Source organism: Prauserella oleivorans (genome assembly GCF_042685745.1).
Lineage (GTDB): Bacteria > Actinomycetota > Actinomycetes > Mycobacteriales > Pseudonocardiaceae > Prauserella_A > Prauserella_A oleivorans.
This window is the reverse complement of the sequence record NZ_JBHUNT010000001.1, coordinates 3,362,053-3,375,921: the sequence shown is the minus strand read 5'-3', so window position 1 is coordinate 3,375,921 and position 13,869 is coordinate 3,362,053. Positions and strand designations below refer to the sequence as shown.

Below are 13,869 nucleotides of genomic sequence, written 5' to 3'. Positions count from 1 at the left end.
ACTGACGGGGTGGAGCATCGCGGACTGCGGCCGGACGGCACGATCGCCCGCGAGGGCTCGCCGGCCCGCGTACCCGCTGTCTTCACGCCGGTGGTCGACGCCGCCCGCAGTCTCATCACCGCCACGTTCGGCGCTACGCGGCTGCACAGCGCCTACCTGTACGGCAGCGTGCCGCGCGGCACGGCGGTCGCGGGAGTGTCCGATCTGGACATGCTGCTCGCGCTGCGGCGCCTACCGACCGACGCCGACCGCGCGGACGCGCAGACCGTCGAGGCCGAACTCGACAGGGCGTTCCCGCAGATCGACGGCGCCGCCATCGGCCTGGCCTGCGCGACCGACCTGCTCAGCGAACGCGAACGATACGACGGCGGGTTCTTCGTCGCATGCCTGTGCACTCCGCTGACCGGGCCCGACCTCGCCGAGCACCTCCCCCGGTACCGGCCGACGTCCCTGCTCGCGCGGGAGACCAACGGCGATCTCGCGTCGCTGCTTCCGCCGTGGCGACTGCGTGCGGCGCGAGCGGCCACCGAGCACGACCGCCGGGCGCTCGGTCGCAGCGTCGGCAGGCGCCTGGTCCGGACCGGGTTCACCCTGGTGATGCCGCGCTGGGGCGGCTGGACCAGCGACCTGAACCGATCCGCCGGGGTCTTTGGGCACTACTACCCCGAGCGCGCCGGACAGATGCGTCTCGCCGTGGACGTTGGCCGGGGCTCGGCCGATGCCTCCGCGCTGCGTGTGCTGCTCGACGACCTCGGTCCGTGGCTGGCGGCGGAATACACGGCCGTGCACGGCGAGAAGGCAGCCCGCCCGTGACCAACGGCCACGTCAGGATCGGGCGCGCACGCGGCCGCCCCGCCGGTACATGCTCACGGCCGGGGATCCGTCGATCCAAAACCGCCACGGGATGTCCATGGCCGCGGCGACACCGACCCGCGGGCCCGTGCGGACGCGCTCCTCGGGGACGTCCGAGCCTGCGAGCAGCCGCACCGGTGACGACGGGTCGGTGAGATCGATGCCGTTGTGCGCTCGGTCGACGCCGAGCACCGAGGTCAGCACCGCGGGGCCCTTGGCGACCGTGCCGTTGCCGCGCGCGGTCGGCCGGCGCGAACGCGCCAGCTCCTGTCCCTGCACCACCTCGCCCGCGCGCAGCAGGACAGCGCCCGGCTCGCCGTCGGTGAGGCCGACGATGTTGGCACAGAAATGCATGCCGTACACGAAGTAGACGTACAGGTGCCCCGCCGGCCCCCACATGACCTCGTTGCGAGGCGTGCGGCCGCGGTAACAGTGGGACGCCGGGTCGTCGAGACCCCGGTAGGCCTCCACCTCGGCGAGCCGCACCCGCACGACTCCCTGGTCACTCCGCGACTCCAGCACGCACCCGAGCAGTCGCGGAGCCAGCTCGACCGGATCGATGGCCAGCTCGTCCCGGCACACCACCCGGTCGTGGTCAGCGTCGTCCGTCACCCGGCCCCCTGTGTTCCCACGGCTTCCCGCACCCGATCGGGCCCGGTGAGCGGGTGGCGCGCACGTTCCGCAATCCTCGCTCACCGGGCCTCCTGTGTCCTCGCCGTGATTGTCGCCGGCTCAGGCTAACCGGCCACCGTCGGCGTTCCCGCCCACACCCGGTGCTCGGCGACCCGGGCGACGAGCCGGTCGCGCTGCTCGGCGACCTGTGCCGGGGCGGTCCCACCCCGGGCGTCCCGGGAGGCGATCGAACCGGCGACGGTCAGCACCTCCCGGACGTCGGGGGTCAGCGCCGGGTGGATCTTGGCGAGTTCGTCGTCGGTGAGCTCGTCCAGTCCGGCACCCCGCGCCTCGGCGACCCGCACGCACTCCCCCGCTGCCTCGTGCGCGCTGCGGAACGGCACGCCCTGGCGCACCAGCCACTCGGCGATGTCGGTGGCCAGCGTGAACCCGGCGGGCGCGAGCTCGGCGAGCCGATCGGTGTGGAACGTGAGCGTCCCGATCATGCCCGCGATCGCGGGGAACAGGAGCTCCAGCTGCTCCACCGAGTCGAAGACCGGCTCCTTGTCCTCCTGCAGATCACGGTTGTAGGCGAGCGGCTGCGCCTTGAGCGTCGCGAGCAGTCCGGTCAGGTTGCCGATGAGCCTGCCCGCCTTCCCGCGCGTGAGCTCCGCGACATCCGGGTTCTTCTTCTGCGGCATGATCGAACTGCCGGTGGCCCAGGCGTCGTCCAGCGTGACGTAGCCGAACTCGGCGGTGTTCCAGATGACGACCTCCTCGGCGATCCGGGAGAGGTTCACCGAGAGCATCGCCAGCGCGAACGCGAACTCGGCCGCGAAGTCCCGGGACGCGGTGCCGTCGATCGAGTTCTCGACCGAACCGTCGAAGCCGAGCTCGGCGGCCACGGCGTCCGGGTCCAGGCCGAGTGAGGAGCCCGCGAGCGCGCCTGAACCGTAGGGCGACTCGGCGGTGCGGGCGTCCCAGTCCCGCAGCCTGCCGATGTCGCGCAGCAACGACTGCGCGTGCGCCAGCAGGTGGTGGGCGAGCAGCACGGGCTGGGCATGCTGCAGGTGGGTCCGCCCGGGCAGGACCGCGTCCGGATGCCGCCGCGACTGCTCCACCAGCGCGTCCACCACGTCGAGTGTGCCCGCCACCACCCGGCGTGCCGCGTCCCGCAGCCACATCCGGAACAGCGTCGCCACCTGGTCGTTGCGCGACCGGCCCGCGCGCAGCTTACCGCCGAGCTCGGCACCGGCCCGCTCCAGCAGGCCACGCTCCAGGGCCGTGTGCACGTCCTCGTCGGCCACCGTCGGAGTGAACGCGCCCGACTCGACGTCCTCGGCGAGCGTGTCGAGCGCGGCGAGCATGCTCTCCAGCTCCGCGTCGGTGAGCAGGCCGGCCTTGTGCAGGACGCGAGCGTGCGCGCGGGAGCCCGCGATGTCGTAGGGCGCCAACCGCCAGTCGAAGTGCGTCGACGCGCTCAGCGCCGCCATCGCCTCGGCCGGTCCGCTCGCGAACCGCCCACCCCAGAGCTTGAGGTTGTCGTTCATCAGTCGGTCCCGTACTCCATCGCGGCCTCGTCGAGGGACGTCTCCGCGTCACGCGACGCCTCCGGATTGGCCGTGATCCGGTCCGCACCGCCCGAGGGCAGCTCGCCGAAGAGCGTGCCGTGCTCGACGAGCACCTGGCCCTGGTCGAGCGGCTGCTGGGCGTAGAACTCGAGCTTGTGGCGCGAGTCGGCGATGTCCAGGTTGCGCATGGTCAGCTGCCCGATCCGGTCGGTGGGACCGAACGCGGCACCCTCGACGCGTTCCATCGAGAGCCGCTCCGGGTGGTAAGAGAAGTTGGTCCCTTCGGTGGCCAGGATCGTGTAGTCCTCACCGCGCCGCAGTCGCAGCGTCACCTCGCCGGTGACCAGGGAGGCGATCCAGCGCTGGATCGCCTCTCGCTGCATCAGCGCCTGTGGGTCGAGCCAGCGGCCCTCGTAGAGCAACCGTCCGAGCTTGCGGCCCTCGTAGTGGTAGGTGGCGATGGTGTCCTCGTTGTGGATCGCGCTGAGCAGCCGCTCGTAGGTGATCCACAGCAGCGCCATGCCCGGTGCCTCGTAGATGCCGCGCGACTTGGCCTCGATGATCCGGTTCTCGATCTGGTCGGACATGCCGAGGCCGTGTCGGCCGCCGATGGCATTGGCCTCCCTCACCAGCGCCACCGGATCGTCGAACGTCCGGCCGTTGATCGCCACCGGGCGCCCCGCCTCGAACCGGACGGTGACGTCCTCGGTCGGGATCTCCACCGACGGGTCCCAGAACCGCACGCCCATGATCGGGTCGACGGTCTCCAGCGACACGTCGAGGTGCTCCAACGTCTTCGCCTCGTGCGTGGCACCCCAGATGTTGGCGTCGGTCGAATACGCCTTCTCCGCCGGGTCGCGGTACGGCAGGCCGTGCTCGGTCAGCCACTGGCTCATCTCCTGGCGGCCGCCGAGCTCGCGTACGAACTCCGGGTCCAGCCACGGCTTGTAGATCCGCAGCTCGGGATTGGCCAGCAGCCCGTAGCGGTAGAACCGCTCGATGTCGTTGCCCTTGAAGGTCGAGCCGTCACCCCAGATGTCCACACCGTCGGCCTGCATCGCGCGGACCAGCATCGTGCCGGTGACGGCCCGGCCGAGTGGCGTGGTGTTGAAGTACGTGCGGCCGCCGGAGCGGAGATGGAACGCGCCGCACGCGAGCGCGGCGAGGCCCTCCTCGACGAGCTGCGGCTTGCAGTCCACGATGCGGGCGATCTCCGCGCCGTAGTCCATGGCGCGGCTGGGCACGCCCTCGATGTCGGACTCGTCGTACTGCCCGATGTCGGCGGTGTAGGTGCACGGCACCGCACCCTTGTCGCGCATCCACGCCACGGCGACCGAGGTGTCGAGGCCGCCCGAGAAAGCGATGCCGACGCGCTCTCCCTTCGGCAGGGACATGAGAACCTTGCTCAATTTCTCTTCCTTAGCTTGGGGGTCAGTCGGGGGTGTGACCGTCGGCCAGTTCGGTGAGCAGGCGGGCCAGTGCGACGCCGCCGGCCGGGTCCCGGGCGATCACCACGACGGTGTCGTCGCCCGCGATGGTCCCGAGCACCTCACCCATCGCCGCCCGGTCGATCGCGCTGGCCAAGAACTGCGCCGCGCCGGGCGGGGTGCGCACCACGGTGAGGTTGGCCGAACCTTCCGCCGAGACCATCAGCTCGCCGAGCAACCGGGACAGCCGCGACGTGCCACCCTGCACGCCCCGCACCGGGCTGCCGTCCTCCGGGATCACGTACACCGGAGCACCGGAGTCCGCGCCACGGAGCTTGACCGCGCCCAGTTCGTCGAGATCCCGGGACAAGGTAGCTTGCGTGACCTCGACGCCCTCGGCGGCCAGCAGCTTGGCGAGCTCGGTCTGGCTGCGAATGGCGCGTGAGGACACCAGCTCGACGATCCTCGCTTGCCGTGCGGCCCTGCTGGTGGCTCGGACCGGGGCCGTCTCACCTGTGCTCATACCGCCTCCCGGTGCTGCTCATCGCTGCTGCAGCAGCCACGCGAGCAGGGCCTTCTGTGCGTGTAGGCGGTTCTCCGCCTCGTCCCAGACCGCGCTGGCCGGGCCGTCGAGAACCTCGTCGGTGATCTCCCAGCCGCGGTGCGCGGGCAGGTCGTGCAACACGATCGTGTCCTTGCCGGTCTTCGCGAGCAGGTCGGTATTGACCTGGTACGGCCGGAACGGGCCCACCCGGTCCTTGCCGTCGTTCTCCTGGCCCATGGAGGTCCACGCGTCGGTGGTCACGACGTCGGCTCCGTCGACCGCGGCGCTCGGGTCGGTGAACACCTCGGCGCTGCCGCCGGTCTCGGCGGCGCGCTTGGCCACCGCGTCGAGCACCCACGGCAGCGGGTGGAAGCCCTCCGGCGCGGCGACGCGGACGTGCAGCCCCGCGGTCACGCCCCCGAGCAACAACGAGTGCGCCATGTTGTTCGCGCCGTCGCCCAGGTAGGTGAGCGTGAGCCCGGCGAGCGTGCCCTTGCGTTCCCGGATGGTCTGCAGGTCCGCGAGGATCTGGCACGGGTGGAACTCGTCGGTGAGCGCGTTGACCACCGGAACGGTCGCCACCGAGGCGAACTTCTCGATGCGGGCCTGGGCGAACGTGCGCCACACCACCACGTCGACGTAGCGGGACAGCACCCTGGCCGTGTCCTCGATGGTCTCCTCCCGGCCGAGCTGCATACTGCGGCCGTCGACGACCACCGGGTGACCACCGAGCTGGGCGATACCCACCTCGAAGGAGAACCGGGTGCGCGTGGAGTTCTTCTCGAAGATCACCGCGACGGCCTTGGGCCCGGCGAGCTGGTCGCCGTAGGGCCGCTTCTTGAGCTCGTCGGCGAGGTCGAGCACCGCGAGCTGCTCCTCGGGGCTCAGGTCGTCGTCGCGGAGAAAGTGGCGCAGCATGTCAGTCGGTGTCCTTCGTGGTGGAGTCGAGTGTGGCGGGCAGGGCGTCGAGGAACTCGCGCGCCTGCTCGTGGCTGAGGATCAGCGGTGGGGCGACGCGGAGCACGTCCGGCTGGATCGGGTTGACCAGGATCCCGGCCTGTTGCGCGGCCGCGGCCGCCTTCGCCGACACCGCGTCGGTCAGCTGGACACCGATCAGCAGGCCGGCCCCGCGCACGCTCTGGATCAGCGGGTGGCCGAGCGCTTCGATCCCGGTGACGAGTTCCTTGCCGAGCCCCGAGACGTGCGACAGCAGCCCGTCCGCGGCGATCGTGTCGAGTACCGCCAGGCCGGCCGCGCAGCACACGGGATTTCCGCCGAACGTGGTGCCGTGCTGGCCGGGCTCGAGCAGCGACGCGGCCTCCCCGGTCGCGAGGCACGCGCCCAGCGGGAGCCCGCCGCCCAGGCCCTTGGCGAGCGTGACGACGTCGGGTGTGACACCGGCCTGCTGGAACCCGAACCAGCTGCCCAGCCTGCCGATGCCCGTCTGCACCTCGTCAACGATCAGCAGGGCGCCGTGCTTCGCGGTGATCTCGCGTGCTGCCTGCAGGTAGCCGTCGGGCGGCACGATCACGCCGCCCTCGCCCTGCACCGGCTCGACGACGAACGCCGCCGTCTCGTCGTCCACCGCGGCGGCCAGCGCGGCCACGTCGCCGTACGGGACGTGGTGCACGCCCGGCACGAGCGGCTCGAACGGCGCGCGCTTGCCAGGCTGTCCGGTGAGTGCGAGGGCACCCATCGTCCGGCCGTGGAAGCCACCGTCGGTGGCGACGACCTTGGTCCGTCCGGTCCGGCGGCTGATCTTGAACGCGGCCTCGTTGGCCTCGGCTCCCGAGTTGCAGAACAGGACCCGCCCTTCACCGTCCATCCCGGACAGTTCGAGCAGGCGCTCCGCGAGCCGCAGCGCGGGCTCGTTGATGTAGAGGTTCGACGTGTGACCGAGGGTCGAGACCTGCGCGGTCACCGCGGAGACGATCGCGGGATGCGCGTGCCCCAGCGCGTTGACGGCGATCCCGGTGACGAGGTCGAGATAGCGGTTGCCGTCGGCGTCCCACACCTCGGCACCCTCTCCCCGGACCAGGCTGAGCTGCGGTACGCCGTAGTTGTTCATCATGGCGGCCTGCCACCGCCGCCTGCTGTCCTGATTGGACATCATGCGCCCCCGTCCTGCGTCGTGCGGGCCTTGGTCGGTCGAGTGTCGCGACGGTGCCTCATGACAAGTCCTCCGGCAGGACCATCGTGCCGATTCCGCGCGAGGTGAACACTTCCAGCAACACCGAGTGCGGGATGCGGCCGTCGATGACGTGCGCCCGGCGCACGCCGCCCCGGATCGCCCGCACACACGCCTCCATCTTCGGGATCATGCCGCTGGCCAGGCTCGGCAACAGCTGCTCGAGACGGTCGACACCGATGCGGTCCACCAGGGACGAACGATCGGGCCAGTTGGCGTAGAGGCCCTCGACGTCGGTGAGCACCACGAGCTTCTCCGCGTGCAGCGCGGCGGCGAGGGCGCCGGCGGCCGTGTCGGCGTTGACGTTGTGCACCACGCCGTCGAGGTCCGGCGCGACCGTGGACACCACCGGGATGCGCCCGGCGTTGACGATGTCGAGCACCGCGTCCGGGTTCACGCTGGCGACCTCGCCGACGAGCCCGATGTCGACCTCCTCGCCGTCCACCGTCGCGTGCTTGCGCTCGGCGGTGAACAGCCGGCCGTCCTCGCCGGAGATCCCGACCGCGTACGGCCCGTGCGCGTTGATGAGGCCGACGAGTTCACGGCTGACCTGGCCGACCAGCACCATGCGCACCACGTCCATGGTTTCGGGTGTGGTGACCCGCAGGCCTCCCTTGAACTCGCCTTCGATGCCCAGCCGGGCCAGCATCTGCGAGATCTGGGGGCCACCGCCGTGCACGACCACCGGGCGCAGGCCCGCGATCCGCAGGAACACCATGTCCTGCGCGAACGCCCGCTTGAGCTCGTCGTCGATCATGGCGTTGCCGCCGTACTTGACGACCACCGTCGCGCCGTGGAACCGCTGCAACCACGGCAGCGCCTCGATCAGCACACCCGCCTTCTCGGCGGCCGTGGCCAGCCGCTCGTCGGCGGGCACCAGGGACTCCGAGCCGCTCATGTCGAGTACGCCGAGTTCTCGTGCACGTAGGCGTGCGTGAGGTCGTTGGTCCAGATGGTCGCCTTCTCGTCGCCCGCCTTGAGGTCGACGGTGACCGTCACGGCGCGGTCGTTCAGGTCGACAAGCTCACGCGACTCGCCTGGTTCGCCGCCCCGGCAGACCCACACGCCGTTGAACGCGACGTCGAGCGCGGTCGGTTCGAACGCCGCACTCGTGGTGCCGACCGACGCCAGAATCCGTCCCCAGTTCGGGTCCTTGCCGTAGACGGCGGTCTTGAACAGGTTGCTGCGGGCGATGGCCCGGCCGACCTCCACGGCGTCGTCCTCGGTGGCGGCGTTGACGACCTCGATGGCGATGTCGTGCTCGGCGCCCTCGGCGTCGCCGAGCAGCTGCTGGGCGAGGTCGTGGCACACGTCGGTGACCGCGGCCGTGAACTCGGCCTCGTCCGGCGTGACTCCCGACGCCCCGCTGCACATGAGCAGCACGGTGTCGTTTGTGGACATACAGCCGTCGGAATCGAGACGGTCGAAGGTGACCCGTGTGGCGGCGCGCAGTGCCCGGTCGGCGGTGGCCGCGTCCACGGCGGCGTCGGTGGTGACGACGACGAGCATCGTGGCCAGCGCCGGCGCGAGCATGCCCGCCCCCTTGGCCATGCCCCCGACCGACCAGCCGGACGCTTCCCGCACCGCCTGCTTGCTGCGGGTGTCGGTGGTCATGATGGCCTCGGCGGCGTCCTGGCCGCCGGTGTCGGAAAGCGTGGCGACGGCCTGCTCGATGCCCGTGGTGAGCTTGCCGCGCTCCAGCTGCTCACCGATGAGGCCGGTCGAGCACACCACGACGTCGATCGCGCCGATACCGAGCTTGGCGGCCACGAGCTCCGCGGAGGCGTGCGTGGTCTGGAATCCTTGCGGGCCGGTGTAGCAGTTGGCGCCGCCGGAGTTGAGCACCACGGCTTTCGCGCGACCGCCGGCGACGACCTGCTCGCTCCACAGCACCGGGTTCGCCTTGCAGCGGTTGGTGGTGAAGACGGCGGCGGCCACATCGGACGGTCCGTCGTTGACGACGAGCGCCACATCGGGTTTGCCGCTGGCCTTCAGGCCTGCGGTGACACCGGATGCCCGGAAACCCCGCGGCATGGTGACGCTCATGCGGCCACCTCCGCGGATGACACGACGACTGTCATGGTGCGACTCCTACCGTCGGCAGCCCCGTGGTCTCGGGGAGTCCGAGTGCGATGTTCATGGACTGGACGGCACCCCCAGCGGTGCCCTTCGTGAGGTTGTCGATCGCGGCCACCACGACGAGACGCCCGGCATCCGCGTCGACGGCGACCTGAAGCTGCACGACGTTCGAGCCCACGGTGGCTCCGGTGGTGGGCCACTGCCCCTCGGGCAGCAGCCGCACGAACGGCTCACCGTCGTACGCCTTCTCATATGTGGCCCTCGCGGCCGCCGTGTCAACGGCTCCACCGGTTTTCGACGCCAACGGAGCGCTCGCGGTGGTGAGAATGCCGCGCGGCATGGGTGCGAGCACAGGTGTGAACGACACCGTGACGTGCCGGCCCGCCGCCGCGCTGAGGTTCTGGGTGAACTCCGGGGTGTGCCGGTGCGCTCCGCCGACGCCGTACGCGCTCGCCGAGCCCATCACCTCGGAGCCGAGCAGGTGCGGCTTGAGGCTCTTGCCCGCGCCGGAGGTGCCGGTGACGGCGACGATCGTCGCCTCGGGCTCGACGAGCCCGGCGGCGAGGGCGGGCGCGAGTGCGAGTGAACCGCCGGTGGGGAAACATCCGGGAACGGCGATGCGCTTGGTTCCGTGCAGCGCCTCGCGGGCACCGGGGAGTTCGGGCAGACCGTACGGCCACACCCCGGCGTGTTCGCCGCCGTACCAGCGTTGCCAGTCGGACGCCTGCGTGAGCCGGTGGTCGGCACCGAGGTCGACCACGAGCACGTCCGGTCCGAGCTCGGCGGCGATCGCGCCGGAGTGGCCGTGCGGAAGCGCGAGGAACACCACGTCGTGCCCGGCCAGCGTCTCGGGCGTGGTCTCGAGCACCACGCGGTCGGCGAGGGGCGCCAGGTGCGGCTGGAGCTCACCCAGCGGCGTGCCCGCGCTGCTGGCGGCGGTCAGCGCGCCGATCTCCACCTCCGGGTGCGCGAGCAGCAGGCGCAGCAGCTCGCCCCCGGCGTATCCGGTGGCACCGGCCACCGCAACCTTCACCGTCATGCGAATGATTATGCACCACGATGAAAGGTCAACCAAATCGGGGTGGATGGGCCGTTCGCGACGCGGATTTCCCGCCACGCCTCGAAACTGTCCGAGATCATCCCTATCGTCGGTCTCACCTGCAGTGATCCCAGGAAGGACCGTCATGACCGCGCAGCTGATCCGTGCCGTGCGCACCGGTCTCGCCGAGCTCGCCCAGCCCGCCAAGGCCCCCGAGATGCAGCGGTACATGAAGTCCACGATGCCGTTCCGCGGTGTCGCGAAGCCGGCCCGGCAGGCACTGGCCAGCCGGGTCTTCGCCGAGTATCCGCTGTCCGACGTCGGGATGTGGCAACGCGCGGTCCGTGAGCTGTGGCATGAGGCCGAGTTCCGCGAGGAGCGTTACCTGGCGATCGCACTCACCGGCCACCGGGCCTACTCCGGCTGGCAGGTGCCGGAACGACTGCCGCTCTACGAGGAACTGATCGTCGACGGCGCCTGGTGGGACTTCGTCGACGAACTCGCCATCCACCGCGTCGGACCGATCCTGCGCGCCTTTCCCACCGAGCTCCGGCCGGCCATGCGCGCGTGGGCACGGTCGCCGGACCGGTGGAAACGGCGGAGCGCCGTCATCTGCCAGATCGGTGCGAAGGGAGCCACCGATCGGGAGTTGCTCGCCGAGTGCGTCGAAGCCAACACGGGCGACGCCGACTTCTTTCTGCGCAAGGCCATCGGCTGGGCGCTCAGGCAGTATGCGCGCACGGACCCGGAGTGGGTGGCCGGATTCGTCGCCGCTCATCCGGAGCTGTCGCCCCTGTCCCGCCGGGAAGCGCTCAAGCATCTGGGAGCACGCCGTGGCGCGGCCTGAGTCCGCTGACCGGAGGCCCTCAGCCGCGCAGGACCGCGTCGAACCGCTCGGCCGCCGCGGCCACCGCCGCGTCGCGCGCCTCGGTGGCCTCCTCGACCGTCAGCGTGCGGTCCGCCGCACGGAACCGGAGTTTGTACGCCAAGGACTGCTTGCCCTCACCGATCTGCTCGCCCGTGTAGAGGTCGAACAACGTGACCTCCTCCAGCAGGTCGCCTGCACCGCTGCGGAGGGCGTCCGCGAGCTCGGCGGACGGGACATCCGCGTCCACCACCAGCGCCACGTCCAGCAACACCGGCGGGAACGGGGAGATCGACGGGGCCGGTCGCGGATCTCGCAGCGGGACGGCGTCGAGATCCAGCTCCATCGCCACCGTGCGCTTCGGGAGTCCGAGGGCCTCGACGACCTTCGGGTGCAGCTCACCGGCGTGGCCGACGGGCCAGTCCCCCACCAGCAGCCGGGCACACCGGCCGGGGTGCCACGGCAGGAGATCCGCCGCCTCCGTCCGCAGCTCGACCTTCGACGCCTGCGCGACGAGCCGGGCCGCCTCCACCGCGTCGGCCCACGTCGCCTGCTCGCCGGGACCCCACCAGCCTGCGCGCTGCCGCTGGCCGGTCAGCACCACGGCGACGTGCTGCGGCTGAGCCGGGACGGCCTCCTCGAGCGCCGCCAGTTCCTCGTCACTCGGCCGCTCGGCCACGCCGGGGTCCGGCGCCGCGCCCTGGCCGGGCTTCGGCAACACCACCTGTCCGATGTGGAACAGCGCGAGATCGCGGAAACCACGGGACAGGTTGCGCTGCAACGTCTCGAGCAGCCCCGGCAGCAACGTCGTCGCGAGCTGGTTCTTGTCGGCCTCGAGCGGGTTCAGCACCGGCACGGTCCGCCGCCGTTCATCGTCCTCGGGCAGCGAGAACGCGTCCCACACCGACGCGGAGACGAACGGGAACGGCAGCACTTCGACGAACCCCGCCTCGGCCAGCGCGCGAGACACGGCCCGGCGCCGGCGCTGCGCCTCCGTCAGGCCACGTCCGGCGGGTGCCGCAGGCAGCACCGACGGGATGCTGTCGTAACCCTCGAGGCGCAACACCTCCTCCACCAGGTCGGCGGGCTGCACGAGGTCACTGCGCCAGCTCGGGGGAACCGCGGTGACGAGCGCCGTTCCGTCGTCACCCGTGCCGACGGCCACCTTGCAGCCGATCTGGGTGAGCCGCCCCACGGTGACACCGCGCTCGTAGCGCACGCCGGCGACCCGGTCGGGCAGGTCGATCGGCATGGTGACGGCGGGCATCGGCTCGACCTGCCCGACATCGGTGCGGCCGGGACGAATGCTGCCGTCGCCGTACCGGCGCAGCAGCTGCGCGGCACGCTCGACCGCCGCCGCGCACAGCTGCGGATCGGTGTAGCGCTCGAACCGCTTCGCCGCCTCGGAGAAGAGCTTGTGCCTGCGCGCGGTCCGGCTGATCGACGGAGGGTCCCAGTGCGCCGCCTCGAGCAGCACGTCCGTGCTGTCGGCACTGATCTCGGTCGTCGCGCCACCCATGGTGCCCGCGAGCGAGATGACGCCGCTGTCGTCGGCGATCACGACGTCGTCGGGGTCGAGCTCACGCACGACGTCGTCCAGCGTGGTGAGCTTCTCGCCCGCCTTGGCGCGCCGCACCACCAGGTCACCCTGGATGGAGCCGGTGTCGAAGGCGTGCAACGGGTGGCCGAGTTCGAGCATGACGTAGTTGGTGACGTCCACGGCCAGCGAGATCGAGCGCATGCCCGCGAGCAGCAGCCTGCGCCGCATCCACCACGGCGTCGGCGCGCCCGCGTCGAGCCCGGTCACGCGCCGCAGCACGAAGCGGCGGCAGCCGGTCGGGTCCTCCAGGTGCACCGGCCAGGCTTCGCCTTCGGCCTCGGGCACGTCCACCCTGGCCGGGTCACCGAAGGGCACGTTCAGTGCGCACGACAGCTCGCGGGCCAGGCCACGAATCGAGAGCGCGTAGCCGCGGTCCGGCGTCGGCGCCAGCTCGAGGACGGTGTCCTCCAGGTCCAGAATCGCGCGGGCATCGTCACCCGGGCTCGCGGTACCGGAGGGCAGCACGAGAATCCCCGAGTGGTCCTCGCCGAGCCCGAGCTCCCGCGCCGAGCAGATCATGCCCTCGCTGACGTGCCCGTAGGTCTTGCGCGCGGTGATCGCGAAGTCCCCCGGCAGCACCGCGCCGGGCAGCGCCACCACGACGAGGTCACCCTCGGCGAAGTTCGTCGCCCCGCAGATGATGCCGTTGGTCCGCGGGCGCGGCGGCGTGATCTCGTCGTCCTCGTCCTCGGTCTCCGCGCCACCGGGCGTCTCGCCCTCCGGCGCGCTGTCCGCGTCCACGGCGTCGGAGACGACCTCGGAAGCGGGCACATCACCGACCTCGACCCGGCAGTACCGGATCGGCTTCTTGAACCCGGTCAGCTCCTCGATCTCCACGACCCGGCCGACGACCAGCGGGCCGGTGACCGTACCGAGCGGCTCGACCGACTCGACCTCGATGCCGATGCGCACGAAGGCGTCGACGAGCGTGTCCGCCGTGACGTCGTCGCTGAGCTCGAGGTGCTCCTTCAGCCAGCTAACGGGGACTCGCACTACGCCTCCTTCGTCCTGCGGGGCTTACGCATGGGGTCCGGCATCCGGTCGTGCCGCCGGGCGCCCACGCCCGGCCGGCCGGAGCGCGCGGCAGTGCCG

The 13,869-nt window shown here is 71.3% G+C and carries 12 protein-coding genes; 2 read left to right on the top strand and 10 right to left on the bottom strand.

Translation table 11 applies throughout. From position 1 onward, the window contains the following. Positions 1-9: 9 nt before the first annotated feature. The gene (locus ACFSZT_RS16540; RefSeq protein WP_377390395.1) at positions 10-813 is read left to right on the top strand and encodes a nucleotidyltransferase; all 804 of its coding nucleotides are present in this window, start codon (positions 10-12) and stop codon (positions 811-813) included. A 12-nt stretch (positions 814-825) separates the two neighbouring features. Here ACFSZT_RS16540 and ACFSZT_RS16535 read toward each other — a convergent pair whose 3' ends face one another. The 9 genes from ACFSZT_RS16535 to argC all read right to left on the bottom strand — a co-directional run bounded on the left by ACFSZT_RS16535 (position 826) and on the right by argC (position 10,312). Then, positions 826-1,464, bottom strand: coding sequence for a DNA-3-methyladenine glycosylase (locus tag ACFSZT_RS16535; RefSeq protein ID WP_377390393.1), 639 nt, complete (start codon positions 1,462-1,464; stop codon positions 826-828). 125 nt (positions 1,465-1,589) lie between these two features. Next, on the bottom strand, positions 1,590-3,014 hold the full coding sequence (argH, locus tag ACFSZT_RS16530; protein WP_377390391.1) for an argininosuccinate lyase: 1,425 nt from the start codon (positions 3,012-3,014) through the stop codon (positions 1,590-1,592). Then, complete coding sequence (gene argG, locus ACFSZT_RS16525; protein ID WP_377390389.1) at positions 3,014-4,444, bottom strand: argininosuccinate synthase; 1,431 nt, start codon at positions 4,442-4,444, stop codon at positions 3,014-3,016. Before argG ends, argH begins: the two co-directional genes overlap by 1 nt. A gap of 22 nt (positions 4,445-4,466) precedes the next feature. Then, positions 4,467-4,985: an arginine repressor gene (locus tag ACFSZT_RS16520; RefSeq protein WP_377390387.1), complete on the bottom strand. Its 519-nt coding sequence runs from the start codon at positions 4,983-4,985 to the stop codon at positions 4,467-4,469. Between the two features lie 18 nt (positions 4,986-5,003). Beyond that, positions 5,004-5,924, bottom strand: a complete 921-nt coding sequence (gene argF, locus ACFSZT_RS16515) for an ornithine carbamoyltransferase (protein ID WP_377390385.1) — start codon at positions 5,922-5,924, stop codon at positions 5,004-5,006. Between the two features lies 1 nt (position 5,925). Continuing rightward, on the bottom strand, positions 5,926-7,116 hold the full coding sequence (locus ACFSZT_RS16510) for an acetylornithine transaminase (RefSeq protein WP_377390411.1): 1,191 nt from the start codon (positions 7,114-7,116) through the stop codon (positions 5,926-5,928). A 58-nt stretch (positions 7,117-7,174) separates the two neighbouring features. Next, on the bottom strand, positions 7,175-8,092 hold the full coding sequence (argB, locus tag ACFSZT_RS16505) for an acetylglutamate kinase (RefSeq protein WP_377390383.1): 918 nt from the start codon (positions 8,090-8,092) through the stop codon (positions 7,175-7,177). Next, on the bottom strand, positions 8,089-9,240 hold the full coding sequence (gene argJ, locus ACFSZT_RS16500) for a bifunctional glutamate N-acetyltransferase/amino-acid acetyltransferase ArgJ (protein WP_377390381.1): 1,152 nt from the start codon (positions 9,238-9,240) through the stop codon (positions 8,089-8,091). The genes argB and argJ overlap by 4 nt, the downstream gene beginning before the upstream one ends. Before the next feature lie 31 nt (positions 9,241-9,271). Further along, positions 9,272-10,312, bottom strand: a complete 1,041-nt coding sequence (gene argC / locus ACFSZT_RS16495; protein ID WP_377390379.1) for an N-acetyl-gamma-glutamyl-phosphate reductase — start codon at positions 10,310-10,312, stop codon at positions 9,272-9,274. 145 nt (positions 10,313-10,457) lie between these two features. Between argC and ACFSZT_RS16490 the strand changes: the two genes are divergently transcribed. Continuing rightward, on the top strand, positions 10,458-11,159 hold the full coding sequence (locus ACFSZT_RS16490; RefSeq protein ID WP_377390377.1) for a DNA alkylation repair protein: 702 nt from the start codon (positions 10,458-10,460) through the stop codon (positions 11,157-11,159). A gap of 19 nt (positions 11,160-11,178) precedes the next feature. On the opposite strand, the gene pheT is transcribed toward ACFSZT_RS16490, so the two are convergent. Next, the gene (pheT, locus tag ACFSZT_RS16485; protein WP_377390375.1) at positions 11,179-13,770 is read right to left on the bottom strand and encodes a phenylalanine--tRNA ligase subunit beta; all 2,592 of its coding nucleotides are present in this window, start codon (positions 13,768-13,770) and stop codon (positions 11,179-11,181) included. Between the last annotated feature and the right edge of the window lie 99 nt (positions 13,771-13,869).